This window comes from Kitasatospora sp. NBC_01302, from assembly GCF_035976515.1.
Lineage (GTDB): Bacteria > Actinomycetota > Actinomycetes > Streptomycetales > Streptomycetaceae > Kitasatospora.
Genome location: NZ_CP108404.1, coordinates 5,099,855 through 5,126,820, shown reverse-complemented (window position 1 = coordinate 5,126,820; position 26,966 = coordinate 5,099,855). Strand labels below are relative to the sequence as shown.

19 protein-coding genes, 3 rRNA genes and 1 pseudogene are annotated in these 26,966 nt (G+C 69.2%); 8 read left to right on the top strand and 15 right to left on the bottom strand.

Going from position 1 to position 26,966, the window contains the following annotated elements:
* Window positions 1-109 precede the first annotated feature (109 nt).
* Window positions 110-1,267: an NlpC/P60 family protein gene (locus tag OG294_RS22295; protein WP_327068290.1), complete on the top strand. Its 1,158-nt coding sequence runs from the start codon at window positions 110-112 to the stop codon at window positions 1,265-1,267.
* Window positions 1,268-1,419: 152 nt separating this feature from the next.
* Window positions 1,420-2,136 carry a phosphatase PAP2 family protein gene (locus tag OG294_RS22290; RefSeq protein WP_327068289.1) on the top strand — a complete coding sequence of 239 codons (717 nt, stop codon included), beginning with the start codon at window positions 1,420-1,422 and terminating at the stop codon, window positions 2,134-2,136.
* A gap of 27 nt (window positions 2,137-2,163) precedes the next feature.
* Here OG294_RS22290 and OG294_RS22285 read toward each other — a convergent pair whose 3' ends face one another.
* Complete coding sequence (locus OG294_RS22285) at window positions 2,164-2,403, bottom strand: hypothetical protein (protein ID WP_327068288.1); 240 nt, start codon at window positions 2,401-2,403, stop codon at window positions 2,164-2,166.
* 198 nt (window positions 2,404-2,601) lie between these two features.
* Here OG294_RS22285 and OG294_RS22280 point away from each other — a divergent pair, with 198 nt between their 5' ends.
* Together OG294_RS22280 and OG294_RS22275 are read left to right on the top strand one after the other, a co-directional pair.
* Window positions 2,602-3,486, top strand: a complete 885-nt coding sequence (locus tag OG294_RS22280) for a hypothetical protein (RefSeq protein ID WP_327068287.1) — start codon at window positions 2,602-2,604, stop codon at window positions 3,484-3,486.
* A gap of 157 nt (window positions 3,487-3,643) precedes the next feature.
* Entirely contained in the window at window positions 3,644-3,856 is a 213-nt protein-coding gene (locus OG294_RS22275; protein WP_327068286.1) for a hypothetical protein, read from the top strand.
* Between the two features lie 4 nt (window positions 3,857-3,860).
* On the opposite strand, the gene OG294_RS22270 is transcribed toward OG294_RS22275, so the two are convergent.
* Window positions 3,861-4,220, bottom strand: a complete 360-nt coding sequence (locus OG294_RS22270; protein ID WP_327068285.1) for a metal-sensitive transcriptional regulator — start codon at window positions 4,218-4,220, stop codon at window positions 3,861-3,863.
* Window positions 4,221-4,587: 367 nt separating this feature from the next.
* Here OG294_RS22270 and OG294_RS22265 point away from each other — a divergent pair, with 367 nt between their 5' ends.
* Both OG294_RS22265 and OG294_RS22260 read left to right on the top strand, forming a co-directional pair.
* Complete coding sequence (locus tag OG294_RS22265; RefSeq protein ID WP_327068284.1) at window positions 4,588-5,208, top strand: DUF47 domain-containing protein; 621 nt, start codon at window positions 4,588-4,590, stop codon at window positions 5,206-5,208.
* A gap of 5 nt (window positions 5,209-5,213) precedes the next feature.
* Window positions 5,214-6,209, top strand: a complete 996-nt coding sequence (locus OG294_RS22260; protein WP_327068283.1) for an inorganic phosphate transporter — start codon at window positions 5,214-5,216, stop codon at window positions 6,207-6,209.
* A 131-nt stretch (window positions 6,210-6,340) separates the two neighbouring features.
* On the opposite strand, the gene pstB is transcribed toward OG294_RS22260, so the two are convergent.
* The 8 genes from pstB to mshD all read right to left on the bottom strand — a co-directional run bounded on the left by pstB (window position 6,341) and on the right by mshD (window position 16,199).
* Window positions 6,341-7,117, bottom strand: a complete 777-nt coding sequence (gene pstB / locus OG294_RS22255) for a phosphate ABC transporter ATP-binding protein PstB (RefSeq protein ID WP_327068282.1) — start codon at window positions 7,115-7,117, stop codon at window positions 6,341-6,343.
* A 42-nt stretch (window positions 7,118-7,159) separates the two neighbouring features.
* On the bottom strand, window positions 7,160-8,242 hold the full coding sequence (pstA, locus tag OG294_RS22250) for a phosphate ABC transporter permease PstA (protein ID WP_327068281.1): 1,083 nt from the start codon (window positions 8,240-8,242) through the stop codon (window positions 7,160-7,162).
* Window positions 8,239-9,282 carry a phosphate ABC transporter permease subunit PstC gene (pstC, locus tag OG294_RS22245; protein ID WP_327068280.1) on the bottom strand — a complete coding sequence of 348 codons (1,044 nt, stop codon included), beginning with the start codon at window positions 9,280-9,282 and terminating at the stop codon, window positions 8,239-8,241. The genes pstA and pstC overlap by 4 nt, the downstream gene beginning before the upstream one ends.
* Window positions 9,283-9,435: 153 nt before the next feature.
* Window positions 9,436-10,572 (bottom strand): phosphate ABC transporter substrate-binding protein PstS, encoded by a 1,137-nt coding sequence (pstS, locus tag OG294_RS22240; RefSeq protein WP_327068279.1) that lies wholly within the window; start codon window positions 10,570-10,572, stop codon window positions 9,436-9,438.
* Window positions 10,573-10,857: 285 nt separating this feature from the next.
* Entirely contained in the window at window positions 10,858-11,325 is a 468-nt protein-coding gene (locus OG294_RS22235; protein WP_442789353.1) for an NUDIX hydrolase, read from the bottom strand.
* 194 nt (window positions 11,326-11,519) lie between these two features.
* Window positions 11,520-12,656, bottom strand: coding sequence for a CHAD domain-containing protein (locus OG294_RS22230; RefSeq protein WP_327068278.1), 1,137 nt, complete (start codon window positions 12,654-12,656; stop codon window positions 11,520-11,522).
* Window positions 12,657-12,718: 62 nt separating this feature from the next.
* Entirely contained in the window at window positions 12,719-14,962 is a 2,244-nt protein-coding gene (locus OG294_RS22225) for an RNA degradosome polyphosphate kinase (RefSeq protein WP_327068277.1), read from the bottom strand.
* Window positions 14,963-15,224: 262 nt separating this feature from the next.
* Complete coding sequence (gene mshD / locus OG294_RS22220) at window positions 15,225-16,199, bottom strand: mycothiol synthase (RefSeq protein WP_327068276.1); 975 nt, start codon at window positions 16,197-16,199, stop codon at window positions 15,225-15,227.
* Between the two features lie 24 nt (window positions 16,200-16,223).
* Between mshD and OG294_RS22215 the strand changes: the two genes are divergently transcribed.
* Complete coding sequence (locus tag OG294_RS22215; RefSeq protein WP_327068275.1) at window positions 16,224-16,691, top strand: NUDIX hydrolase; 468 nt, start codon at window positions 16,224-16,226, stop codon at window positions 16,689-16,691.
* A gap of 86 nt (window positions 16,692-16,777) precedes the next feature.
* Here the strand turns inward: OG294_RS22215 and rrf are convergent.
* From rrf to OG294_RS22190, 5 genes and pseudogenes are all read right to left on the bottom strand, one after another.
* Window positions 16,778-16,894 (bottom strand): 5S ribosomal RNA (rrf, locus tag OG294_RS22210).
* An 87-nt stretch (window positions 16,895-16,981) separates the two neighbouring features.
* Window positions 16,982-20,100, bottom strand: a 23S ribosomal RNA gene (locus OG294_RS22205).
* 276 nt (window positions 20,101-20,376) lie between these two features.
* Window positions 20,377-21,898, bottom strand: a 16S ribosomal RNA gene (locus OG294_RS22200).
* The 16S, 23S and 5S rRNA genes sit together here, the layout of an rRNA operon.
* Window positions 21,899-22,507: 609 nt before the next feature.
* Window positions 22,508-23,830, bottom strand: a pseudogene (locus tag OG294_RS22195) (PP2C family protein-serine/threonine phosphatase); the annotation flags it as partial.
* A gap of 191 nt (window positions 23,831-24,021) precedes the next feature.
* A complete protein-coding gene (locus OG294_RS22190) occupies window positions 24,022-25,248 on the bottom strand; it encodes an NAD(P)/FAD-dependent oxidoreductase (protein ID WP_327068274.1) in 1,227 nt (408 codons plus the stop codon).
* Between the two features lie 781 nt (window positions 25,249-26,029).
* On the opposite strand from OG294_RS22190, the gene OG294_RS22185 reads away from it, so the two are divergent.
* The gene (locus OG294_RS22185) at window positions 26,030-26,698 is read left to right on the top strand and encodes a TetR/AcrR family transcriptional regulator (protein ID WP_327068273.1); all 669 of its coding nucleotides are present in this window, start codon (window positions 26,030-26,032) and stop codon (window positions 26,696-26,698) included.
* Window positions 26,699-26,966 lie beyond the last annotated feature (268 nt).

Sequence of the window (26,966 nt, the reverse complement as noted above, 5' to 3'; positions counted from 1 at the left end):
ATCGACCTGGCGCGTGCGGGGGGCATATGCGTACCGGTGTCGCGCCGGAGGCTCCACCCCTGGCTCCTCAGGGGCACAAGCACTCTGACACTGCATCGGGATGGTGCTGATGGTACTCCGGAAAGGCGCCCGTGCGGCGATCGCGGGGGGAGCTGTTGCGACCGGCTTCCTGCTGTTGATCGGGGTCGGCACCTACGCCGCCAGCGGCTACGCGCAGGCCGGTTCGGCGCCCGGGCTGGCGCCCGGCACGGTCCCGGCCGCCTACCAGAGCCTGGTCCAGCAGGCCGGCAGCAGCACGTGCCCGCTGGTCACGCCGCCGCTGCTGGCCGCCCAGCTGTACCAGGAGAGCGGGTTCGACCCGACCGCCCACAGCAGTGCGAACGCCGAGGGCATCGGCCAGATCATCCCGAGCACCTGGGCCTCGTACGCCCAGCCCGGCCAGAGCCCCTGGAACCCCTCGGACGCCATCCCGGTCATGGCCCGGATCGACTGCGACTACGCCCAGCACATCACCGGCATCCCGGGCGACCCGGTGGCCAACATGCTCGCCGCCTACAACGCCGGCTGGGGCGCGGTCCAGCAGTACCAGGGCGTGCCGCCCTACACGGAGACCCAGGGCTACGTCCGCTCGATCCTCGCCCTGGTGCCGAGCTTCACCGCCGCCACCTCTCCCGTGGCGGTCTCCCCGCAGGCCTCGGGCGCCATCTACTTCGCCCAGACCAAGCTCGGCACCCCCTACCTGTGGGGCGGTGAGGGACTGTCCTCGCAGAACGGCCAGTTCGACTGCTCGGGCCTGACCCAGGCCGCCTACCTCTCGGTCGGCATCAGCCTGCCCCGGGTGGCCAACGACCAGTGGTACGCGGGCCCGCACCCCTCGCGCGACCAGCTGCGCCCCGGCGACCTGGTCTTCTTCGCCACCGACCTGACCGACCCGCGCAGCATCCACCACGTGGGCATCTACGTCGGCGGCGGATACATGATCAACGCCCCGCACACGGGCGCGGTGATCCGCTACGACTCCATCGATCAGAAGGACTACATCGGCGCCACCCGGGTCACTCAGGACGGCGCTGCCGCGCTGCCCGTACGCGGCAGCGACGGGACCATCACCGGCGGCCCCGCGACCGGCCAGCAGCAGCCCACCAGCGCCTCGCCCGCCCCGGGCGCGCCGGGCACGAACACCCCGGGCCCGAGCGCCCCGAACCCGGTCCTGCCCGCCGCCCCGCCCGTGCCCGCTCCCACCGGCACGCCGTTGAAGCGGGCCTGACGCCCCACCAGATCTGACCATCCCACGTCAAGTTTCCATAACACCCGGTCGGCGTGGAACGCTGTGACCTGCCCGCCTCGTTAACTCCCAGGGCAAGCACCACAGGATCAGCCGACCCTCGCAGCAGGCCGGCGGAGCACAGGAGGTACGGCGTGTCGACGCTGTCGGCCGACACCGGCAACCCGGACCTCGAACTGCTCTACACCGTCAACGGGTGGGCCAGGGACGCCCCCGGCTGGCTGGACGGCCTGGTCTCCTGGATCGGCGAGTACGGCATCCTGCTGGGCCTGTTCGCGCTCTGCGCGGTCGGCTGGCTGCAGGCCCGGCACCGCCCGGACGCGCCGGTGGCGGTGGCCGGGGTGCTCTGGGTGCCGCTGGCGGTCGTGGCCGCCGAGCTCGCCAACCTGCCGATCGCCGCCATCGTGAACCGGCCGCGCCCGTTCGTCGACCACCCGGGCCTGGACGTGCTGGTGGCCGGCAAGGCCGGGACCCACTCCTTCGTCAGCGACCACGCGACCATGTCGATGACCGTCGCCGTGGCGCTCTTCCTGGTCAATCGCCGGCTGGGCGCGATCGCTGGCGCGCTGGCGCTGCTGCAGGGGTTCTGCCGCCTGTACATGGGGGTGCACTACCCCACCGACGTGCTGGGCGGCTACGCGCTGGCCACCGCCGTGGCGCTGCTGCTCGCCCCGCTCGCGATGGCCCTGCTGGTGCCGCTGTGCCACGCGCTCTCCCGCACCGCGGCCGGGCCGCTGATCACGGCCGGCCCCGTCGGCGCGCCCAGGCGGCGGCGCCGCGGTGCCGGCACCGAGCAGCCGCGGCCCGAGCAGGAGCGTTCGGCGGCCACCGACTCCGACCTGGCGGCCTAGGCCGGGCCGGGGGCGGTTGAGCGCCCGTCAGCCGTCCGGCTGCGCGAGGTGCTCGGCGGCGTCCCGCCGGGCCCGGTCGCGCGAGCGCCGGGCCGGGGCGAACCAGCCGCAGGAGCACGCCGCGTGGGCGAAGGAACCGCGCTCGGAGACCTCGGTCCGGTGGGCGGGTGCCGAGCCGCTCCCGGCGGCGTTCGCGGCACCCTGCTCGACGACGTTCTCGGACGGGTCACCGCGGGAGTCGGACCGGGCCGACAGCTCCGTATGCACGGCTTCAACGGTAACCCGGTTTCCCCGCCCCGAACGCCCCACGGCCCCGGCGCGCGCCGACCGCCGCACGCCGTCCGCCGCGTAACCGGGGCGGACCGCGGTCGTTCTCGCCAGTACCGGCCCCGCCCAGCCAGGGGCGGCGGCCCGCAGGTCATCCGGCCCGAGGGGGCCCGGATCACCATGGGGGTTGAGATCACCATGACCACGTCGCCCACCACCCGCGCCCTGCTCCCGGCCGCGGCCACCGTGCTGCTAGCCGCCGCGCTGACCGCCTGCGGCGGCACCTCGGGCGGCTCAGCCGACGCGAACGCGAGCGCCTCCGCGAGCCAGAGCCCGGTGGCCGACAAGCTCGCCGACGACCCGGTCACGGCGGTGCGCAACGCCGCCGACATCACCGGCCGCACCGGCTCCGCCCAGGCCGCCACCCAGCTGACCACCGAGTCGGCGGACAAGAAGGCCGCCTTCACCGGCACCGGCGCCTACGACTACGTCAAGCGGATCGGCCGCATCGAGGTGCAGGTCCCGCCGGGCGCCGCCACCACCGGCAAGGTGGTCGAGGTGGTCGAGCCGGGCATCGTCTTCCTGCAGAACAGCGGCGCCAAGGTGCCCGCGGGCAAGTGGGTCGAGCTGGACGTGCGCCAGCTGGCCGACGGCAACCTGATCAGCAACGGCGCCACCGACCCGGCCACCGCCGCGGGCGCGCTGCGCGGCGTGCAGCAGGCGAGCGTGGTCGGTGACGAGACGCTGGACGGGGTGCCGCTCAAGCACTACAAGGGCACCCTGGACCTGTCCAAGGCGGCCGACGCCACCGGTGGCCAGGGGGCGAACGGGCTGCGGATGGCGGCGAGCACCTTCACCGTCAAGGACGTCCCGTTCGAGGCCTGGCTGGACTCCGAGGGCCGGCTGCACAAGGTCACCGAGGTCTTCACCTTCGCCGGGGTCGCCGGTTCCAAGGATCCCAAGGACCAGGTGAAGGTGACCTCCACGGTCGCGCTCAGCGCCTTCGGCCAGCCGGTCCAGGTCAGCGAGCCGCCCGCCGCCGACGTGGTCGAGATGAAGGACTCCAGCGCCTCCCCGAAGTGACGCGCCGTCACCGGCCGGGTGCGGCGGCGCGGGCGGCCCACCCGTTTCGGTGGCAGAGATGACCCGTCCGTGCCATGGGGGGCGGGCCGCGCACTCTCTAGGCTGGGGGACGGGTGCCTGCCGCCCCGGCGAGCGGGTGGTGAAGGGGTGGTGCAGGGTGTCGTCCTCGGCGGATCGGACAGGTGGAGCGGATCGGACCGCCGGCCACGAGAGCGCGGCCCTCGACGAGATCGAGCTGGCCGGTGAGCTGATGATCGCCGCCACCGCCAGCAACGCCGAGCGGCTGCCCACCGCCCGGATCGACGAGGTGCTGCTGCACCAGCCGCCGGAGGCCGAGGAGCCGGGCGCCCCGGAGGGTCGCAACAGCTAGGGCCTCAGCTCCGCAGCAGCCGGCTGATCGCCGTCATCGCCTCGCTGACCTTCTCGTCCATCGCCGAGCCGCCCTCCTCGACGGCCGCCGCCACGCAGTGCTTGATGTGCTCGTCCAGCAGCGCCAGCGCGAAGGACTGCAGCGCCTTGGTGGTGGCCGAGACCTGGGTGAGGATGTCGATGCAGTAGACGTCCTCCTCCACCATCCGCTGCAGGCCGCGGGCCTGACCCTCGATCCGGCGCAGCCGCTTGAGGTGGTCCGCCTTGTGCGAGCTGTACCCGTGCGGGCCCGCCCCGTGCGCCGGGCCGGCCGGCGCCCCGGTCGGCTGGGTGCCGGTGCTGCTCTCCGTGTTGCTCGTGGTCATCGGCCTGCCCCGTTCTCGTCCCTCGCCCGGCCGATCGCCGCCGGTGCTCCCACGCCCGGCGGGAATCGTCAGACAGACCCTAGTGTCCCGCACCCCGGGCCCCGGTGGTGTTACCCCGTCCGGGCGGCTGATCGGGATCATCGGGCGCCGGGCAGGCGCATTCCCCCCGAGGTTCCGTCAGACTGGGACCTCACAGATCCACCGACCCGCACGCCGACGTACGGGGTCCCCGCCGGGGTCTGACGGGCCGGTCGACCGGCGACTCGGAAGAGGAGCATCCGGTTCCCAGGCGCGCACCCCGTTTGCACAATCCTGACGCAGAGCACCTAGCATCGTTCAGTCCACTCCCCGCTCATCGGAGATTTCCGTGCGTTTTAGCCTGACCCCGAAGGAGACGAGCTTCTACGACATGTTCGCCGCCGCCGCGGAGAACCTCGTCGTCGGATCGAAGCTCCTGCTGGAACTGCTGGGCTCAGACGTGGCAGCCCGCGCGGAGATCGTCGAGCGCATGCGCGCCGCCGAGCACGCGGGCGACGACACCACCCACGCGATCTTCCACCAGCTGAACTCCTCCTTCATCACGCCGTTCGACCGCGAGGACATCTACAGCCTCGCCTCCTCGCTCGACGACATCATGGACTTCATGGAGGAGGCCGTCGACCTGGTCGTGCTCTACGACATCCAGACCCTGCCCAAGGGTGTGGAGGAGCAGATCGAGGTGCTGGCCCGGGCCGCCGAGCTGACCGCCGAGGCGATGCCGCGCCTGCGCAGCATGGCGCACCTGAACGAGTACTGGATCGAGATCAACCGGCTGGAGAACCAGGCGGACCAGATCCACCGCAAGCTGCTGGCCCACCTGTTCAGCGGGCAGTACGAGGCGATCGAGGTGCTCAAGCTCAAGCAGGTCGTGGACGTGCTGGAAGAGGCCGCCGACGCCTTCGAGCACGTCGCCAACACGGTGGAGACCATCGCCGTCAAGGAGTCCTGACCAGCGTGGACATGGCAGCACTCATCTGCGTCATCGGTGTGGCGTTCTTCTTCACCTACACCAACGGCTTCCACGACTCGGCCAACGCCATCGCCACCTCGGTCTCCACCCGGGCGCTGACGCCGAGGGCCGCTCTCGCGATGGCCGCGGTGATGAACCTGGCCGGCGCCTTCCTGGGCAGCGGGGTGGCCCAGACCGTCTCCAAGGGCCTGATCGAGACCCCGCAGGGCAGCCAGGGGATGACGGTCCTGTTCGGCGCGCTGGTCGGTGCGATCGCCTGGAACCTGGTCACCTGGTACTTCGGCCTGCCGTCCTCCTCCTCGCACGCGCTCTTCGGCGGCCTGGTCGGCGCGGCACTGGCGGCCGGCACCGGGGTGATCTGGCACGGCGTGATCGAGAAGATCATCATCCCGATGGTGCTCTCGCCGGTCGTCGGCCTGGTCTTCGGCTACCTGGTGATGCTGGCGATCCTGTGGATCTTCCGCAAGGCCAACCCGCACAAGGCCAAGCGCGGCTTCCGGGTCGCGCAGACCGCCTCGGCCGCCGCGATGGCGCTGGCCCACGGTCTGCAGGACGCCCAGAAGACGATGGGCATCGTGGTGATGGCGCTGACCATCTCCGGACACCAGAGCGGCAACGGCATCCCGATCTGGGTGAAGATCTCCTGCGCCACCATGCTGTCGCTGGGCACCTACGCGGGCGGCTGGCGGATCATGCGGACCCTGGGCCGCAAGATCATCGAGCTGGACCCGCCGCAGGGCTTCGCCGCCGAGTCCACCTCCGCCGCGATCATGTACGTGACCTCGTACGTCTTCAAGGCGCCGATCTCCACCACGCACGTGATCACCTCGGCGATCATGGGCGTGGGCGCCACCAAGCGGGTCCGCGCGGTGCGCTGGGGAGTGGCCAAGAACATCGTGCTCGGCTGGTTCATCACCATGCCGGCCGCGGCCCTGGTCGCCGCGCTCGTCTACTGGCTGACCGACCTGGCCGTGGGCTGACGGATCCGGCCGGGCCCCCGATCACGGGGTCCGCACAGCAGGAGGGCCCGCCCCCGTGTCCCGGGGGCGGGCCCTCCTGTCGTACTCCGCGGCGGCACCGCCATGCAGCACCGCGGAGCAGTCGGTGTGCTCTAGCCGAAGCGGCCGGAGATGTAGTCCTCGGTCGCCTGGACCGACGGGTTGGAGAAGATCCGCTGGGTGTCGTCCAGCTCGATCAGCTTGCCCGGCTGGCCGACACCGGCCAGGTTGAAGAAGGCGGTGCGGTCCGAGACGCGTGCGGCCTGCTGCATGTTGTGGGTCACGATGACGATCGTGAACCGCTCCTTGAGCTGGCCGATCAGGTCCTCGATCGCCAGCGTGGAGATCGGGTCCAGCGCCGAGCAGGGCTCGTCCATCAGCAGGACCTCGGGCTCGACCGCGATGGCGCGGGCGATGCACAGACGCTGCTGCTGACCACCGGACAGGCCCGCGCCCGGCTTGCTCAGCCGGTCCTTGACCTCGTTCCAGAGGTTGGCGCCCTTCAGCGAGTTCTCCACCACGCCGTCCAGCACCGACTTCTTCCGCACCCCGGCCAGCTTCAGGCCGGCGACCACGTTCTCGTAGATCGACATGGTGGGGAACGGGTTGGGCCGCTGGAAGACCATGCCGACGGTGCGCCGCACGGCCACCGGGTCGACGCCGGAGCCGTAGAGGTTCTCGTCGTCCAGCATGACCTTGCCCTCGACCCGGGCGCCGGGGATCACCTCGTGCATCCGGTTGAGGGTGCGCAGGAAGGTGGACTTGCCGCAGCCGGAGGGGCCGATGAAGGCCGTCACCGAGCGGGGCTCGACGGTCATCGAGATGTCCTCGATGGCCCGGGTGGCGCCGTAGTAGGCCGACAGTCCGCTGACGTCGATGCGCTTTGCCATGATCTTTCGTCTCTCTCGTCTGTTCGTACGTCAGTCGGTCGGTCAGTGGCCGGTCTTGGGCGAGCGCCAGCGGGCGATGCCCCGGGCGATCAGGTTGAGCCCCATCACCAGGGCGATCAGCACCAGCGCGGCACCCCAGGCACGGGCGTACCCGTACTGGTTGTTGACCTGGGAGTACTGCTGCCAGATGAAGACCGGCAGCGACTCCTGGGGCCCGACGAACGGATTGGCGTTGATCGAGTCCCAGACGCCGACCAGCATCATCACCGGCGCCGTCTCACCGGCGATGCGGGCGATCGCCAGCATCACACCGGTGGCGATGCCGCCGATCGCGGTCGGGAGGACGATCCGCAGGATCGTCTTCCACTTGGGCACGCCGAGCGCGTACGAGGCTTCGCGCAGCTCGTTCGGGACGAGCTTGAGCATCTCCTCGGTGGACCGGACGACCACCGGCATCATCAGGATCGCCAGCGCGAGGCTGCCCGAGAAGCCGGAGTAGGCGAAACCGAGCCCGATGTTCCAGACGGACAGGACGAACAGACCGGCGACGATCGACGGGATGCCCGTCATGACGTCGACGAAGAAGGTGACGACCTTCGCCAGCGGACCCCGGCCGTACTCGACCAGGTAGACCGCGGTGAGCAGGCCGATCGGAGCGGCGATCGCGGTGGCGAGGCCGATCTGCTGCAGGGTGCCGAGCAGCGCGTGGTAGACGCCGCCGCCAGGGCCGGAGGAGGCCACCACCCCGCGCATCGAGTGGCTCAGGAAGTCGCCGTTCACCACGCCGGCGCCCTGCTGGATGGTGTAGACCATCAGCGAGACCAGCGGGATGATCGCGAGGATGAAGGCGACCCAGATCAGCGAGGTGGCGATCCGGTCCTTGGCCTGCCGGACCCCCTCGACGCGGGCCGAGAGGCCGAAGGTGATCGCGACGAAGAGCAGCGCGGCGATCAGGCCCCACTGCAGGTGGCTGACCAGGCCGAAGCCCGCGCCGATCGCGCAGCCGAGCGCGATGGCGAGCACGGCTATACCGGGCGGGGCCCAGCGGGGCAGCCGGGCGGCGGTCAGCGAGTGGCGCAGCAGCGGGACCGGCGTGCGGTCGGCGACAGAAGGCGCGGTGGTCATGCGTTGGCCCCCGAGTACTCCTTGCGACGGGCGATGATCAGCCGCGCCGCACCGTTCACCAGCAACGTGATCGCGAACAGCACCAGGCCGGCCGCCATGAGGGCGTCCTTGCCGACGGTGCCCGCTTCACCGAACTTCAGCGCGATGTTCTGCGCGAAGGTACCGCCACCCGCGTCCAGGATGTGCAGCGACAGCTCGCTGCTGGAGGACAGCACGGTGGCCACCGCGATGGTCTCGCCGAGCGCCCGGCCGAGGCCGAGCATCGAGGCGGAGATGATGCCCGGACGGCCGAAGGGGATCACCGCGGTGCGGATCATCTCCCAGCGGGTCGCGCCCAGCGCGAGCGCCGCCTCCTCGTGCATCCGCGGCACCTGGCGGAACACCTCGCGGCTGACCGCGGTGATGATCGGCAGGATCATGATCGCCAGGATGATCCCCACGGTGAACAGGCTGCGCGCCGGCGCCCCGGGGTGGGTGGTCTTGAAGATGTAGGTCCAGCCGAGGTAGTCGTTCAGCCAGCTCATCAGGCCGTTCAGGTGCGGCACCAGGAAGAGCGCGCCCCACAGGCCGTAGACGATGCTGGGCACGGCGGCCAGCAGGTCCACCAGGTAGGCGAACGGCTGGGCGATCCGGCGCGGCGCGTAGTGCGAGATGAACAGCGCGATGCCGATCGCGACCGGGACCGCGATGATCATCGCGATGGCCGCGCTCGCCACGGTGCCGAAGGCCAGCACCGCGATGCCGAAGCTCGGCTTGAGGAGGTTGTCCGGGTCCCACCCGAAGGTGGTCAGGAAGTTCGTCTGGTCCTTGCTGATCGCCATCCCGCTGCGGTACAGCAGGAAGCCCGCGATCGCGGCCATGATGACCAGCAGCAGGATGCCGGACCCGGCCGAGAGGCCGAAGAACAGGCTGTCACCGAAGCGGCTGTTGCCCTTCAGCGAGCTGCGCGCGGGCTGCTCGGCGGACGCGGGTGGACGGCCCTGGACGGAGGTGGCTGGCCCTGGCTGCTCAGCGGAGCCGGGCGGTGGGGAGGAGGTCATGAGGTTCTAACTCCGGTCTGGCGGTGCGGCCCGGCGGGCGGGCGGCACCATGGCGGCGGTGCCCCGGACGAAACGTTCAACGGAAAGCGCTGTGGTCGGCCGGCGATCCCGTCCCCCCGACGCGGGACCGCCGACCGTTGAGCAGAGCTCGGATCAGCTCAGGTTGCCGATGGCGGCCTGGACCTTGCTGGCGATCGGGGTCGGCAGCGGGACGTAGCCCTTGGTGGCGATGGCCTGCTGGCCGCCGTTGCTCGCGATGTAGTTGAAGAAGGACTTCAGCGCCGGCAGGGTGGCCGCGTTGTTGCCCTTGTCGCAGGCGATCTCGTAGGTCACCAGGACGATCGGGTAGGCGCCCTCGGCCTTGGTGCCGTAGTCCAGCTGCAGCGCCAGGTCGTTGCCGGTGCCGATCACGGTGGAGTTGGCCAGCGTGGTGGCGGCGTTCGCGGCGGTGGCCTCGACGGCCTTGGTGGCGCCGGTGGAGATCGAAGCCGTCTTCAGGCTGTTGTTCTGCGCGTAGGACAGCTCGACGTAGCCGATCGAGTCCGAGGTCTGCTTGATCTGGGCCGCGACACCGGCGCTGCCGGTGGCCGACTGGCCGCCCTTGCCCTGCCAGGTCTTGTTCGGCGCGTAGCTCCAGGCGCCGTTCGAGGTCTTGGCGAAGTACGAGGTCAGGTTGTAGCTGGTGCCCGAGTCGTCCGACCGGTGGAAGGTCTGGATGTTGTCGCCCGGCAGGTTCACGCCCGGGTTGAGGGCGGCGATGGCCGGGTCGTTCCACTTGGTGATCTGGCCGTCGAAGATCTTCGCGGCGGTCTGGCCGTCGAGGGTCAGGTTGTCGACACCGGGGACGTTGAAGACCAGGGTGACCAGGCCGGCCACCATCGGCAGGTCGATCGCCTGGCCGCCGTTCTGGCAGACCGCCTTCGAGGCGTCGATGTCGCTCGCCTTGAGGGCGAAGTCGGTGCCGGCGAAGGCCACCTTGCCCTGGTTGAACTGGGCGACACCGGCACCGGAGCCGACACCGTTGTAGCTGACCTGCGAGCCCGAGCAGGCGTCGCCGTAGGCGGCCTTCCAGACGTCGACCGCGTTGCCCTGAGCGGTCGAACCGGCACCCTGGAGGGGGGACTGCTTCGAGGCGCAGGTGATCGCCGCGGCGCTGGAGGCGCCACTGGCGGTGCTGCTGGTCTTGGTGGTGTTGTTGTCCGAGCCGCAGGCCGCGAGCGACAGCGAGCTGACGAGCGCCACGGCACCGATTGCGAGGGCCTTGGTGCGGCCGTTCCGCTGGAGCTTCACAGGGTGTCCCTTTCTTTGGCACAGGCCACGGCGCCCGGCCGGAAGACGGGGGCGAGGTGTCCTAGCTGTTGGTCCGGGGCCTCTTCGGCCCGCCGGTAGGACCGAAGCTAGGCCGGACAGGTGACGCATCAGCCGGTCGCAAGTGAACGGAGAGTGAACCTCGGAGGGATGCCAGGAAACACCGGCTCGTAGTCACGGTTGCATCACGGTAAGAAATCGGCCAAGACACGCTGTCAGGTGACGGGGCGCCATCCAGCAGGCAACGCGGGCCGCACGCGCCCGTGCTCAGCCGACCAGCGGCGCCAGCTGCTCCAGTCGCGCCAGCAGCGCGTCGATCAGCTCCCGGTCCCGGGCGTGCGTGAGCTTGGCCCGCGCCTTCTCCGGCTTGAGCCACTTCATCCGGTCCACCTCGCGGTTGGGCCGGAACTCCCCGCGCACCGGCACCGCCGCCCAGTACCGCACCTCCTTGGGCCGCCCCTGCGCCCGGTAGTGCTGGGCCGGCAGCGGCGCGAGCAGCCGGCAGACCAGCCCCGTCTCCTCCTCCACCTCGCGCAGCGCCGCCTGCCACGGCGTCTCGCCGGCCAGCAGCTTGCCCTTGGGCAGGCTCCAGTCGTCGTACTTGGGACGGTGGATCAGCGCGATCCGCGGCTTGCGCAACCCGTGGCCGTTCTTCCGCGGGCCGCCGGGCAGCCAGAGCACCGCGCCCGCCGCCAGCACCGTGCCCGGACGGACCGGCTGCTCACCGTGCGTCACACCGAACGGCCCACCGGACGACTGCCCGCACGCCTCGCCGCCCGGGTGGGACGGGAGCAGCGGGCCGCGGCCGGGACCGGTCCACGGCCCCTGCCGCTTGGCCTCCCGCCGCCGGCGACGCGCCAGCTTCTCGGCCGCCACCGCGGACGGGGCCGACGGGGCCGCCATCCGGGGGTCCGGGTACCGCTCAACGCTCAGGCGCTCGCCCATTCATGCCATCCGTGCTGCGGGAGGGTCGGCCACTGACGGCCGAAGGCGTATCTCGCCGCCTCGACCTCCAGTCGCTGATCAGCATGCACCACCCCCAGCACGTAGGCCGTCGCGGGGGTGATCCGTGGCGTGCGCGCCGCCGTGGCCACCGTGACCGCCGCCTCCGCCGCCTCCTGGTGCCGGTCCAGCACCTGGTCGAGCACGTCCAGTTCGGCGCCCGGGCGGCCGCACACCTCCAGCGCGTAGCGGGCCCGCTTGGCCAGGACCCGGGTGCGGTGCCACGGCGCGTCGTCGGCCGCCAGCGCACCGTCCGCGTCGCCCGCCGCCCCTGCCGCCCCCGAGCGCCCCTGCGCCGGTAGCGGTGCGGCGGCGGGCGCCGGGGCCGGCGCGACCGCGCCGAGCCGGTGCAGCGCGTCCCCCTGGTACGCCGTCGCCGCCCGCTGCCACGGCAGCGCCTGCACCGCCTGCCCCAGCTCCCCGAACGCCACCGCCGCCTGCGGCAGCAGCAGCTCCCCCGCCGCGATCCCGGCCGCCGCCACCAGCGGCGCCTCGCCCACCAGCAGCGTCATCCGGTCCGCCAGCGCGTGCAGCCGCGAGGAGCGCAGTTCCTGCAGCACCGAGCTGTGCACCCGGGTGCGGGCCAGCGTCAGCTGCCGGTCCAGCAGCGCCCGTGCCTTGGGCGCACCGGGATGCCCGGCCAGCATCCCCGGCCCGCGCAGCTCGCCCGCGGTGCCGGGCGCACCCGTGCCACCGGTGGAGCTGAGCGTGTCCAGCGCCGCCAGCAGCCGCGCCGAACGCCGCAGATAGGCCGGCTCCTGCGCCAACAGGTTGAGCAGCCAGCGCAGTTCGCTGCGCGACTCGTGGGCCCAGCCCGGCTCGAACACCGCACCGAAGGTGTGCAGCGCACCGCCGATCCGGCGCACCGCGCGCAGCAGCTCCCCCGTTCCGGCGCTGCCCGCGGACGAGTTCAGCGAGGGCAGTGCACCGGGCCGGGCTCCGGCCTCCCCCACCGCCTGCGGCAGCGCGCGCAGGAAGAGGCCGGCCTGTTCGTTGAGGTACCGGGAGAGGACCTCCCCGGCGGTCGCGGTGGCCGCCGGGGTCGTCATGGGCGCGTCAGTCATGTCGTGGGTACTCCCCGTTCCCCCAGGGCAGGCGACGGATGGTCAGGGACGGTCGGCGTGGGTCACAGCGACGCGACGGCGCTCCTGCGGCGCTGGCGCGAGTCGATGAGCACTTCCTGGATGTCCCGCAGGCGGTGCCCGTCGGCGTCCTGGCTGCGCCGGCTCCAGGCCCCGTCCGGGCCCAGGTGCCAGGAGGCGGTGTCCTCCGCCATGCCGAGGTCGATCAGCCCGGACAGCTCGGCCCGGTGGGTCGGATCCGCGACCCGGACCAGGGCCTCGATCCTCCGGTCCAGGTTACGGTGCATCATATCCGCACTGCCGAACCAGACTTCGGGATCACCGCCGTTGCCGAAGACGAAGATCCGGGAGTGCTCCAGGAAGCGTCCCAGGATGCTGCGGACCCGGATGTTCTCGCTCAGCCCCACCACCCCGGGCCGGATCGCGCAGATCCCGCGCACCCAGACGTCCACCGGCACACCCGCCTGCGAGGCCCGGTAGAGCGCGTCGATCAACTGCTCGTCGACGATCGAGTTCACCTTGATCTTCACGTACGCCGGCAGGCCGGCGCGGTGGTTGGCGACCTCGTTCTGGATCCGTGCGATCAAGCCGTCGCGCAGCCCGCGCGGGGCTGTCATCAGCCGGCGGTAGGACTCCCGGCGCGAGTAGCCGGAGAGCCGGTTGAACAGGTCCGAGAGGTCGGCCCCGACCTGCGGGTCGGCGGTGAGCAGCCCCAGGTCCTCGTACAGCCTGGCGGTCTTCGGGTGGTAGTTGCCGGTGCCCACGTGCGCGTAGCGGCGCAGCGTGTCGCCCTCCTGGCGCACCACCAGCGACAGCTTGCAGTGCGTCTTCAGCCCGACCAGGCCGTACACCACATGGCAGCCCGACTCCTCCAGCTTGCGGGCCCACTTGATGTTGGCCTGCTCGTCGAAGCGCGCCTTGATCTCCACCAGCACCAGCACCTGCTTGCCGGACTCGGCCGCGTCGATCAGCGCGTCCACGATCGGCGAGTCACCCGAGGTCCGGTACAGCGTCTGCTTGATCGCCAGCACGTGCGGGTCGGCCGCGGCCTGCTCCAGGAAGGCCTGCACCGAGGTGGAGAAGCTGTCGTACGGGTGGTGCAGCAGCACGTCGCGCTCGCGCATCGCGGCGAAGATGTCCGGCTGAGAGGCCGACTCCACGTCGGTGAGACCGCGCGCGGTACCGGCCACGAACTTGCCGTACGTCAGGTCCGGACGGTCCAGGCCGGCGATCCCGAACAGCCCGGTCAGGTCGAGCGGGCCGGGCAGCGGGAACACCTCCGCCTCGGTGATGTTCAGCTCGCGCACCAGCAGGTCGAGGATGTAGGGGTCGATCGACTCCTCCACCTCCAGCCGCACCGGCGGCCCGAACCGGCGGCGCATCAGCTCCTTCTCCAGCGCCTTGAGGATGTTCTCGGTGTCGTCCTCCTCGACCTCGAGGTCCTCGTTGCGGGTCACCCGGAAGGCGTGGTGGGCGAGCACCTCCATGCCGGGGAAGAGCTCCTCCAGGTGCGCCCCCATCACGTCCTCCAGCGGCACGTACCGCTGCGGCGAGGCCTCCAGGAAGCGGAAGAGCGACTGCGGCACCTTCACCCGGGCGAAGTGCTTGTGCCCGGAGACCGGGTTGCGCACCACCACCGCCAGGTTCAGGCTCAGGCCCGATATGTACGGGAACGGGTGCGCCGGGTCGACGGCCAGCGGGGTCAGCACCGGGAAGATCTGCTGCCGGAACAGGTTGTGCAGGCGGCCCTGCTCCTTCTCGGTGAGCTCCGCCCAGCGGACCAGCTCGATGCCCTCGGCCGCGAGGTCCGGCAGCACGTCGTGCTGGAAGGCCGCCGCGTGCCGGGCCATGAGCTCCCGGGACCGCGTCCAGATCAGATCGAGCACCTCGCGCGGCTGCAGGCCCGAGGCGCTGCGCTGGGCGACGCCGGTGGCGATCCGGCGCTTGAGGCCGGCCACCCGCACCATGAAGAACTCGTCCAGGTTGCTGGCGAAGATCGCCAGGAACTTGGTCCGCTCCAGCAGCGGGATCTGCGGGTCCTCGGCCAGCTCCAGCACCCGCTCGTTGAACGCGAGCCAGCTGCGCTCCCGGTCCAGGAAGCGGCCCTGCGGCAGCTCGTCCAGCTCGGGCTCCTCGACACCGTCGGGGAACTGGTCGAGCGACACCCCCAGGGTCTTGGTCAGCCGGGACGGGGCGGGCACGCCGGGGGACTCGGGCATGGCATCGGCTCCTGAGGGGTCTGGCGCTTCGGGCGTCGTACCGGCCGCGACCGGGCGGGGGACGGTCATGGGTTCCAGCTCCTCCAGCGGCGTGAGATCCGCGTGCCCGGGCGCGGCCGGTGTCCGGCTGTCCTCACCCGGTTCCGCCACCCGCAGCGAGGCGGACCCACCGCTCGGGGCGGTCGATAGCCGACCGACCCCGGCGATGTGGCCCAAGCTGCGGGAGCGAGACACTACGGACGTCATCCTGTGATCTTCGCGTCGGCAATTGAATCCACGGTAAACACCGCATGGCCGGGAGGAAAGCTGAGTCGGTCGGCCCTGCGGCCCGCTAGCCCACTCGACGACCCTCGGTGACCCGATACATCAGGTCTACCTCGTGCACCGTGAATCCCACACGCTCGTAGACCCGCACCGCGGCCACGTTGTCCGCGTCGACGTAGAGCAGCACGGTGGGCAGCCCGCGGTCCGCCGCCAGATGGCGCAGTCCGGCCGCGGTCAGCGCCTTGCCCAGGCCGTTGCCCTGCTCGGCCGGGTCCACCCCGACCACGTAGACCTCGCCCAGCTCGGGCTCGGCGGCGGTGGCCGGGTGCACCTTGGTCCAGTGGAAGCCGACCAGGCGCTCGTCCGCGGTGCCGGCGCCGCGGACCGCGAGGAAGAAGCCGGCCGGGTCGAACCACGGCTCGGCGATCCGGTCGGCCAGGTCGCGGGCGGTCCAGGAACCCTGTTCCGGGTGGTGGGCGAAGGCCAGCGCGTTGAGCCGCAGCCAGGCCTCGTCGTCCGCACCGGGCCGGAAGGTCCGCAGCGTGACGCCCTCGGGCAGCGGCACCTCGGCCGGGGCCGCCGCGGTGCGGCGCATCTGCCGCAGCTCGCGGACCAGCTCCGCACCGAACGCCTCGGCCAGTCGCCGGGCCGCCGGGTGGCCACCGTGCGCCCAGAAGTCGACGGCCCGCTGCTCGCCGGCCTCGGCGAGCACCGCACCGGCCAGCGCCCGGCCCAGCCCCAGCCCGCGGCGGTCCGGGTGCACGGCCAGCTCGGCGGTGGCGGACTTCTCCTGGAGCTCGACCTGCGCGTAGCCGGCCGGGGCGTCGGTGCCGCCGGCCACCAGGTGCCGCACGCCCTCGCGCGGCTCGGCCACCCGCAGCCGCAGGCGGCCCGCCTCCGAGACGGCCTCGCGGCCGTCGGCGGCCGCGGCGGCGCGCAACACGGCGTGCGCGGTGTCGAGCTGCTCGGCCGTCAGACCGGCGCTCACCTGGATCTCGGGGCTCACGTGGGACTCGGACTCGGGAGTCTTGGCGGTATCCATGGACGGGACCTTACGCTGCCTCACATGTCATCAGATGCCATACGAAGAGTTCGTCCCGCGGCCTACGCGGTCTGCGTCGAGGACGGCCGGATCCTGCTCGCGCGCTGGGTCGGCGCGGACGGGGAGCGGCTGTGGACCATGCCCGGCGGCGGGCTCGACCACGGGGAGGACCCGTACGACGCGGCGATCCGGGAGGTGCGGGAGGAGACCGGGTACGAGGTCGAGCTGGTCCGGTTGCTCGGGGTCGACTCGGAGAACTTCCTCGTTCCGGCGAGCTCCTCTAACCCCCAGGCGCGGGACTTCCACGGTCTGCGGATCCTCTACGAGGGCCGGATCACCGGGGGCGAGCTGCGCAACGAGACCGACGGCTCGACGGATCTGGCGGCCTGGATCCCGCTGGCGGAGGTCGAGGGACTGGAGCGGGTGTCCTTGGTGGACATCGCCGTCGCGCTCCACCGGGAAAAGCCGGCACTGGGTCGCATCGTGCGATGAAAATCGTGCGGTGAGAGCCGTGCGGAGTGAGCCCTGAACGCAAGAAAGCCCCCTTCCCGAAGGAAGGGGGCTTTCTTGGAATGATTGTTCGGCGGCGTCCTACTCTCCCACAGGGTCCCCCCTGCAGTACCATCGGCGCTGTGAGGCTTAGCTTCCGGGTTCGGAATGTAACCGGGCGTTTCCCTCACGCTATGACCACCGAAACACTATGAAACTGTCGACCGCAACCCGCCCGTTCTTTCCCTGGCGGGGGTCGTTGTTTCAGAACAACACAGTGGACGCGAGCAACTGAGGACAAGCCCTCGGCCTATTAGTACCGGTCAGCTCCACCCCTTACAGGGCTTCCACATCCGGCCTATCAACCCAGTCGTCTACTGGGAGCCTTACCCTCTCAAGGAGGTGGGAGTGCTCATCTCGAAGCAGGCTTCCCGCTTAGATGCTTTCAGCGGTTATCCCTCCCGAACGTAGCCAACCAGCCATGCCCTTGGCAGGACAACTGGCACACCAGAGGTTCGTCCGTCCCGGTCCTCTCGTACTAGGGACAGCCCTTCTCAACACTCCTACGCGCACAGCGGATAGGGACCGAACTGTCTCACGACGTTCTAAACCCAGCTCGCGTACCGCTTTAATGGGCGAACAGCCCAACCCTTGGGACCTACTCCAGCCCCAGGATGCGACGAGCCGACATCGAGGTGCCAAACCATCCCGTCGATATGGACTCTTGGGGAAGATCAGCCTGTTATCCCCGGGGTACCTTTTATCCGTTGAGCGACGGCGCTTCCACAAGCCACCGCCGGATCACTAGTCCCTGCTTTCGCACCTGCTCGACCCGTCGGTCTCACAGTCAAGCTCCCTTGTGCACTTACACTCAACACCTGATTGCCAACCAGGCTGAGGGAACCTTTGGGCGCCTCCGTTACTCTTTAGGAGGCAACCGCCCCAGTTAAACTACCCACCAGACACTGTCCCTGATCCGGATCACGGACCCAGGTTAGACATCCAGCACGACCAGAGTGGTATTTCAACGTCGACTCCACAACAACTGGCGTTGCCGCTTCAAAGTCTCCCACCTATCCTACACAAGCCGAACCGAACACCAATATCAAGCTATAGTAAAGGTCCCGGGGTCTTTCCGTCCTGCTGCGCGAAACGAGCATCTTTACTCGTAATGCAATTTCACCGGGCCTATGGTTGAGACAGTCGAGAAGTCGTTACGCCATTCGTGCAGGTCGGAACTTACCCGACAAGGAATTTCGCTACCTTAGGATGGTTATAGTTACCACCGCCGTTTACTGGCGCTTAAGTTCTCAGCTTCGCCCCGACGAATCAGAGCTAACCGGTCCCCTTAACGTTCCAGCACCGGGCAGGCGTCAGTCCGTATACATCGCCTTACGGCTTCGCACGGACCTGTGTTTTTAGTAAACAGTCGCTTCTCGCTGGTCTCTGCGGCCGGCCCCAGCTCGGGCAGCAAGTGCCTCCACCAGTTCCGGCCCCCTTCTCCCGAAGTTACGGGGGCATTTTGCCGAGTTCCTTAACCATAGTTCACCCGAACGCCTCGGTATTCTCTACCTGACCACCTGAGTCGGTTTGGGGTACGGGCCGCCATGAAACTCGCTAGAGGCTTTTCTCGACAGCATAGGATCATCCACTTCACCACAATCGGCTCGGCATCAGGTCTCAGACTATGTGCAAGGCGGATTTGCCTACCTTGCGTCCTACACCCTTACCCCGGGACAACCACCGCCCGGGCTGGACTACCTTCCTGCGTCACCCCATCGCTCACCTAATACCCTGTTGGATCAGCGGCTCCACCACGTCCCATTGTCCGAAGACTCCGGGCCGGCTTCACGGCTTTAGCATTCAGAGGTTCAGCGTTGGCGCTTCAAAGCGGGTACGGGAATATCAACCCGTTGTCCATCGACTACGCCTGTCGGCCTCGCCTTAGGTCCCGACTTACCCTGGGCAGATCAGCTTGACCCAGGAACCCTTGGTCAATCGGCGCAAGAGTTTCCCACTCTTGTATCGCTACTCATGCCTGCATTCTCACTCGTATACCGTCCACGACTGGATTCCTCCGCCGCTTCACCCGGCACACGACGCTCCCCTACCCATCCACAGCGCCGTTGGGCGTATTCTGTGAATGACACGACTTCGGTGGTGTGCTTGAGCCCCGCTACATTGTCGGCGCGGAATCACTTGACCAGTGAGCTATTACGCACTCTTTCAAGGGTGGCTGCTTCTAAGCCAACCTCCTGGTTGTCTCTGCGACTCCACATCCTTTCCCACTTAGCACACGCTTAGGGACCTTAGTCGGTGTTCTGGGCTGTTTCCCTCTCGACCATGGAGCTTATCCCCCACAGTCTCACTGCCACGCTCTCACTTACCGGCATTCGGAGTTTGGCTAAGGTCAGTAACCCGGTAAGGCCCATCGCCTATCCAGTGCTCTACCTCCGGCAAGAAACACGTGACGCTGCACCTAAATGCATTTCGGGGAGAACCAGCTATCACGGAGTTTGATTGGCCTTTCACCCCTAACCACAGGTCATCCCCCAGGTTTTCAACCCTGGTGGGTTCGGTCCTCCACGCGGTCTTACCCGCGCTTCAACCTGCCCATGGCTAGATCACTCCGCTTCGGGTCTTGGGCATGCAACTCAACCGCCCTATTCGGACTCGCTTTCGCTACGGCTACCCCACACGGGTTAACCTCGCTACACACCGCAAACTCGCAGGCTCATTCTTCAAAAGGCACGCAGTCACGGCTGATCAGCAAGCTGACCAACGACGCTCCCACGGCTTGTAGGCACACGGTTTCAGGTACTATTTCACTCCGCTCCCGCGGTACTTTTCACCATTCCCTCACGGTACTATCCGCTATCGGTCACTAGGGAATATTTAGGCTTAGCGGGTGGTCCCGCCAGATTCACACGGAATTTCTCGGGCTCCGTGCTACTTGGGAGAAGCTCAAGTGAGCCGTACAAGTTTCGTCTACGGGGGTCTTACCCTCTACGCCGGACCTTTCGCATGTCCTTCGACTACCCATACGGTTTCTGACTCACCCGATCGCCGGCAGACGACCGAAGAACTTTCCCACGACCCCGAAGTGGCAACCCCTGCCGGGTCTCACACCACAACGGTTTAGCCTCATCCGGTTTCGCTCGCCACTACTCCCGGAATCACGGTTGTTTTCTCTTCCTGCGGGTACTGAGATGTTTCACTTCCCCGCGTTCCCTCCACATACCCTATGTGTTCAGGTATGGGTGACAGCCCATGACGACTGCCGGGTTTCCCCATTCGGACACCCCCGGATCAAAGCTCGGTTGACAGCTCCCCGGGGCCTATCGCGGCCTCCCACGTCCTTCATCGGTTCCTAGTGCCAAGGCATCCACCGTGCGCCCTTAAAAACTTGGCCACAGATGCTCGCGTCCACTGTGCAGTTCTCAAACAACGACCAGACACCCACCTACACAACCCAGCAAACACCAGGTCGGTCCGTGGGACCGGCACTGAGACAACGATTACTCGTTCCCTCAGGACCCAACAACGTGCCCGACACACCAGACTCAAGAAACGCTTTCCACGCCGAAGCAGTACTCACGAACCATCACCCAGTGTGCCGAATAGTCAACGTTCCACCCATGAGCAACCGTGCGAGACATTCGCTCGCATCCGGCCATGTGCTCCTTAGAAAGGAGGTGATCCAGCCGCACCTTCCGGTACGGCTACCTTGTTACGACTTCGTCCCAATCGCTGGTCCCACCTTCGACGGCTCCCTCCCAAGGGTTAGGCCACCGGCTTCGGGTGTTACCGACTTTCGTGACGTGACGGGCGGTGTGTACAAGGCCCGGGAACGTATTCACCGCAGCATGCTGATCTGCGATTACTAGCAACTCCAACTTCATGGGGTCGAGTTGCAGACCCCAATCCGAACTGAGGCCGGCTTTTTGGGATTCGCTCCACCTCACGGTATCGCAGCCCTTTGTACCGACCATTGTAGCACGTGTGCAGCCCAAGACATAAGGGGCATGATGATTTGACGTCGTCCCCACCTTCCTCCGAGTTGACCCCGGCAGTCTCCTGTGAGTCCCCATCACCCCGAAAGGCATGCTGGCAACACAGAACAAGGGTTGCGCTCGTTGCGGGACTTAACCCAACATCTCACGACACGAGCTGACGACAACCATGCACCACCTGTATACCGACCACAAGGGGGCGACTATCTCTAGCCGTTTCCGGTATATGTCAAGCCTTGGTAAGGTTCTTCGCGTTGCGTCGAATTAAGCCACATGCTCCGCTGCTTGTGCGGGCCCCCGTCAATTCCTTTGAGTTTTAGCCTTGCGGCCGTACTCCCCAGGCGGGGAACTTAATGCGTTAGCTGCGGCACCGACGACGTGGAATGTCGCCAACACCTAGTTCCCAACGTTTACGGCGTGGACTACCAGGGTATCTAATCCTGTTCGCTCCCCACGCTTTCGCTCCTCAGCGTCAGTAATGGCCCAGAGATCCGCCTTCGCCACCGGTGTTCCTCCTGATATCTGCGCATTTCACCGCTACACCAGGAATTCCGATCTCCCCTACCACACTCTAGCCTGCCCGTATCGAATGCAGACCCGGGGTTAAGCCCCGGGCTTTCACATCCGACGCGACAGGCCGCCTACGAGCTCTTTACGCCCAATAATTCCGGACAACGCTCGCACCCTACGTATTACCGCGGCTGCTGGCACGTAGTTAGCCGGTGCTTCTTCTGCAGGTACCGTCACTTGCGCTTCTTCCCTGCTGAAAGAGGTTTACAACCCGAAGGCCGTCATCCCTCACGCGGCGTCGCTGCATCAGGCTTTCGCCCATTGTGCAATATTCCCCACTGCTGCCTCCCGTAGGAGTCTGGGCCGTGTCTCAGTCCCAGTGTGGCCGGTCGCCCTCTCAGGCCGGCTACCCGTCGTCGCCTTGGTAGGCCATTACCCCACCAACAAGCTGATAGGCCGCGGGCCCATCCTGCACCGCCGGAGCTTTCCACCAACCCCCATGCAGAGGAAGATCGTATCCGGTATTAGACCCCGTTTCCAGGGCTTGTCCCAGAGTGCAGGGCAGATTGCCCACGTGTTACTCACCCGTTCGCCACTGATCCACCCCGAAGGGCTTCACCGTTCGACTTGCATGTGTTAAGCACGCCGCCAGCGTTCGTCCTGAGCCAGGATCAAACTCTCCGTGAATGTTTACCCGTAATCGGGTCGACACCCGCGTCGAGCGGCACGACAACCACCGGAATAGGGTGGCCTCGCGCACTGCGTCCTCGCTAGTGTTTTACTTCAAAAGGAATCTCCAACCCCAGTCCGAAGACCAAGGCCGGGGATGTCAACATATCTGGCGTTGACTTTTGGCACGCTGTTGAGTTCTCAAGGAACGGACGCTTCCTTTGCAGCCACTTCCGTGGCCCCTCCGGGCGCTTCGTTCTTTCTTCTCTTCGAGCTTATCAGACCCGCCTCTCGGCGTTTCCCGACTCGCTCTCGGTGTTTCCAACCTTACCAGGTCTTCCGCACCGCTCGGCCTCAAGAGGCCTTCGCCGTAACCGACCTGACGGCCTGTCCGACGTGTTGAACTTTAGCCCAGCCCCGCTCCGAAAAGCGAATCGGGCCCACTCGCCGAAATACCGGCACGACAAAAGAAGCCCGCCGCAGAAACGCGCAAAAAGCGACGCGTCAACGACCGACGATCTTGCCGAGGGTGGTGTTTCAGGAGAGTGGCTGCGCTCGGGACCGTCCGCACAAGTGTGAACGTCCGGTGCTCCCTGACAGGCAGCTCGAAGAACACTAGACCTCTTCGAGAAGCGAGTCAACCCCCGCCTCGGCGTGCGGCAGCTGGAAGGCCAGCACCGCCACGTCGTCGTCGTGCTCCGCCGTCACCCCCATGGCCCGCAGCAGCCTGGCGCAGACCACCTCGGGCGAGCCGACCGCGCCGGCCAGGGTGCGGGCCAGCAGGCCGAGGCCCTCGTCGATGTCCTGGTCGCGGCGCTCCACTAGTCCGTCCGTGTAGAGGACACCGGTGGTGCCGGCGAGCAGGCGCAGCACGTGCGAGGTGTGGGAGCCGTCGCCGGTGCCCAGTGGCGGGCCGTTCTGCTGCTCCCCCTGGAGCACGGTGCCGTCGGGGCCGCGCAGCATCAGCGGAAGGTGTCCGGCGGAGGAGTAGGTGAGGGTGCCGGCGGGCGGGTCGTAGACGGCGTAGACACAGGTGGCGATCTGGTTGGCGTCGATCTCCATGGCCAGGCCGTCGAGCAGGCCCATCACCTGGTGCGGCGGCAGGTCGAGCCGGGCGTAGGCGCGCACGGCGGTGCGCAGCTGCCCCATCACGGCGGCGGCGCGCAGGCCGCGGCCCATCACGTCGCCGATCACCAGGGCGGTGCGCCCGCCGCGCAGGCTGATCACGTCGTACCAGTCGCCGCCGACCGCCGCGTCCGCGCCGCCGGGCTGGTAGGTGGCGGCGACGCGCAGCTCGGCGGGCTGTTCGAGCTTCTGCGGCAGCAGGCTGCGCTGCAGGGTGACGGCGGCCTCGCGCTGGCGGCGTTCGGCCTCGCGCAGCCGGGCCGCGGCCTGCACCTGGTCGGTGACCTCGGCGGCGTAGATCAGCACGCCGATGGCGGGCGGCGGCTGTCCGTCGCGGCCGGCCGAGCGCGCGGTGCGGGCGGTGCGTTCGGTGGAGCGCAGGGGGACGCAGGAGACGTTGAAGCAGCGGGTACGTCCGGGGCCGGCCGCCGGGTCGGTGATGCTGCGCGCCTTGACGCTGCGGTCGCGACCGCTGCGCAGGACCTGGTCGAGCAGCGGGAGCAGGCCGAGCTCGGCGAGTTCCGGCATCGCCTCCTCCGCGGTCAGGCCGGTGGCGCGGGTGCCGAAGAGTTCGCGGTAGGCGTCGTTGGCATAGCCGAGGCGGTGCCGGGGGCCGTAGGTGATCACGACGGGAGCGGGCAGTCGGCCCAGCAGGTCGCGCAGGTCGTACAGCTCGTGCAGGTCGAGCAGTGGCTCCGGGCCGAGCAGGGGTCCGCCGAGGCCGAGTGGGTCGCGCGGCCCGGGCAGGGCGACCGGGTCGTCCGCGGGGGCGGCGACACGCCACGGGGCCGCGGTGAGCCGCGCACTCCAGCGCATGAGGTTCAACCGACTGTCGCTTTCCTCGGATCGCGGGCCGTCACAGTTCGTACTGATGTTTGCACAGGCCGTGACGGGGTGTCACGCAGATCCTGTCAGGTGAGGGTGCGGTTCCGGAAGTCGTACGTGTGTTGGTCGTGTTGTAGCCCTGAGGGTGCCCCGCGCAGATCACCCAGAACACCCGGAACACGCAGAACGCCTCAGTGGTCCCGGCCGCCGCCCAGCACCCAGTCCGCCAGCACCCGCACCCGCCCCTGGTTGCTCGGCAGTCCGCGCAGCGTGCGGGTGCGCTGCAGCAGCCAGGCCCGGCGGCCGGACAGGCCCTTGCGCGCCGGCCCGGCCACCAGCCGCAGGCCGAGCGGGTCGGCGACGTGGCGCGGGTCGGGCCGGTAGCCGCGCGGCGGGCGGGCGGCGGCCACCGCGAGCAGGTTCTCGGCCAGCAGCCCGCCCTGGGTCAGGGCGTGCCGCGCGTCGCGGCCGCAGAGCTCCGGGCCCAGCGGGACGGCGGCGCAGTCACCGGCCGCCCAGGCGCCGGGCAGCGCCCGCCCGTCGGGGCCGAGCACCTGGAGGGTGTCCAGGCAGCGGATCCGGCCGTCCTCGCCGGTGGGCAGGTCGGTGGCGCCGAGCACCGGCGCGGGGCGCTCGCCGGCCGTCCAGACCAGGGTGCGGGCGGCCAGGCGGGTGCCGTCGGAGAGCGCCACCGCGTGGTCGCGTGCGGAGTCGAGCGCGGTCTTCAGGCGGACGTCCACGTTCCGCTCGCGCAGGTGGGACAGGGCCTGTTCGGCCAGTTCCGGCTCGGCCTCGGCGAGGATCCGCTCGCCCGGCTCGACCAGCACCCAGCGCAGGTCCGCGGGAGCGATGTTGGGGTAGCCGCGCAGCGAGCGGCGGGCCATGTCCTCCAGCTCGGCGAGCGCGCCGACGCCGCCGTAGCCGGCCCCGACGAAGACGAAGGTCAGTGCGGCGTCGCGCAGTTCGGGGTCGCGGGTGGTGGAGGCGAGGTCGAGCTGGTCGCGCACGTGCCGGCCCAGCGCGACCGCCTCGCCGACCGTCCCGAAGCGCAGGCCGTGCTCGGCGAGGCCGGGGACCGGGGCACCGCGCTCCGTCGAGCCGGCCGCCAGCACCAGCTCGTCGTACGCCAGTTCGCTCTCGACGCCGTCCTTCGGGGTGAGCCAGGCCAGCCGGCGGGCGTGGTCGATCCGGGCGACCCGGCCGGTGAGCACCCGGCAGTCGGGCAGCGCCTGGCGCAGCGGGACCACGACGTGCCGCGGATCGATGGATCCGGCGGCCACCTCGGCGAGCAGCGGACGGTACGTCAGATAGGGTGCGGCCTCAACCACGGTGACTTCCGCGCGCCCGGCCCGCAGCTCCGACTGGAGTTCCCGCTGGAGCCGTTGGGCCGTGGCCAGCCCCGCACAACCGCCGCCCACGATCAGAACCCGGATGGTGCCACCTCCGCTCGAATCGGTGTCCTGGTGAGAAATGTGACCCGGTTCACGCCTCCATGACGCCCTGCCGAGGGGTCTCTTGTCCACACCGCGTCAGCAGTTTTCGGAGCGCGTTCCGACGAGTTCGGGCAAGTCCGGGCAAGTCCGGGCGACTCCGGAGCCGGTTCGGCGCGGTTCCGGCCACGGCGAGGCGGACGGGTCGTGCGCGGGTGGCGTGCCCGAAAAGCCGTCACCCCGGGTGGTGAATCCATTACGGCCTGATTTACCGTTGGCCGACCAGCCCGACTGGCCGAGCTTGAAACGGGGAAGGGTAGTCCGCGGATGATCCTCGCCCGTACGGGCCGTGCGTCGCCGAACGGCGCGGTGGCGGTCCCGACGGGGCCGGTGCGGGGGCCGGGTACTGGGAGCTGGCTGGACCCTTGGCAGGTCACCAGCGGCTGCGACGACTTCGCACGAGAGCCCCGAGGTGGGCTCCTCCGGGGGAGGGTTGGGATTGAAGGAACAGGATCACAGGCTGGGCGAACCGGCTGTGCCGCAGGTCGGGGCGGGTGCGAGCACCGTCCCCGAGCAACGCGTGCCACTGTCCGGCCCGTACCGGTCCGGCGCCGGTTCCGGAACCGGCGGAACCGGAACCGGCCGTCCTGAGACGGGAATCGGGGCCCGCACGGGAATCGGCACCGGAGCGGGGGCCGGGGCAGACACGGGCTTCGGGCCCGGCACGGGCGCCGGTCGGACGGTGCCGGAACCGGTGGAGGAACGGCGCGTGGGCAGCCCGCGGTTGCGGGTGGACGCTCGGCGGAACCTGGAGAGCGTGCTGCGTGCGGCCCGCGAGGTCTTCGGCGAACTCGGGTACGACGCACCGATGGAGGAGGTCGCACGGCGGGCCGGCGTGGGTGTCGGCACGGTGTACCGGCGCTTTCCCAGCAAGGAGGTGCTGGTCCAGCGGATCGCCGCCGAGGAGGTGGCCTGGCTGACCGCGCGGGCCCGGGAGGCGCTCTACGGGCCGGCCGGCCCCTGGGAGGCGCTGGCCGGCTACCTGGCCACCGCGGTGGGCACCGGGGCCGGGCGGCTGCTGCCGCCGGAGGCCTTCGGTTACGCCGAGGAGCTGGCCCGGGTGCCGGAGCAGCGGCTGCCACCGGACGCCGCACCGGAGGCCGGTGAGCCGCTGGGCGCGGTCGGGGTGCCGGACGCCGATCCGCGGCTGCTGCTCCAGTTACTCGCCGCATTGGTGACCAGGGCGGCGGCAGCGGGCGAACTGCGGCCCGGGGTCACCGTCTCGGAGATCGTGCTGGTGCTGACGGCGGCCGTGCCACCGGCGATCGGGCGCACCCTGGCGGCCCGGCAGGACGCTGGTCCGCTGCCCGGCGGGCCGGTGCCCGAGCCGGCCGAGCGGCTGCTGCGGATCCTGCTGGACGGTCTGCGGGCGGGCTGAGCCATCGTGACGGCCGACCCCGCGGCTGACGCGGGAGCGCTCCCCGGCGGCCGTGGCGGTGGTGGTGACGGTGGCGGTCGTGACGGTCGTGACGGTGGCGGTCGTGACGGTGGCGACCGAGGCGTGCCCGTCGGGCAGTGGAACGACGGGCGCCGGGGCCGCGGGCAGGCGGCGTGCGGACCGGGGCCGGGCGGCGCCGGTCGTCAACCCGGCGTCAACTGGCTGCGCCGGAGCGGGGAAGTCGGACCTCGGGCGCTTCCCCGGAAGA

Bases quoted from the DNA above. Each gene is read 5' to 3' on its own strand.
- OG294_RS22295 (WP_327068290.1), top strand. From the start codon at position 110: ATGGTACTCCGGAAAGGCGCCCGTGCGGCGATCGCGGGGGGAGCTGTT.
- OG294_RS22280 (WP_327068287.1), top strand. From the start codon at position 2,602: ATGACCACGTCGCCCACCACCCGCGCCCTGCTCCCGGCCGCGGCCACC.
- OG294_RS22270 (WP_327068285.1), bottom strand. From the start codon at position 4,220: ATGACCACGAGCAACACGGAGAGCAGCACCGGCACCCAGCCGACCGGG.
- pstB (WP_327068282.1), bottom strand. From the start codon at position 7,117: ATGGCAAAGCGCATCGACGTCAGCGGACTGTCGGCCTACTACGGCGCC.
- pstA (WP_327068281.1), bottom strand. From the start codon at position 8,242: ATGACCACCGCGCCTTCTGTCGCCGACCGCACGCCGGTCCCGCTGCTG.
- pstC (WP_327068280.1), bottom strand. From the start codon at position 9,282: ATGACCTCCTCCCCACCGCCCGGCTCCGCTGAGCAGCCAGGGCCAGCC.
- OG294_RS22230 (WP_327068278.1), bottom strand. From the start codon at position 12,656: ATGACTGACGCGCCCATGACGACCCCGGCGGCCACCGCGACCGCCGGG.
- OG294_RS22225 (WP_327068277.1), bottom strand. From the start codon at position 14,962: ATGACCGTCCCCCGCCCGGTCGCGGCCGGTACGACGCCCGAAGCGCCA.
- mshD (WP_327068276.1), bottom strand. From the start codon at position 16,199: ATGGATACCGCCAAGACTCCCGAGTCCGAGTCCCACGTGAGCCCCGAG.
- OG294_RS22215 (WP_327068275.1), top strand. From the start codon at position 16,224: ATGTCATCAGATGCCATACGAAGAGTTCGTCCCGCGGCCTACGCGGTC.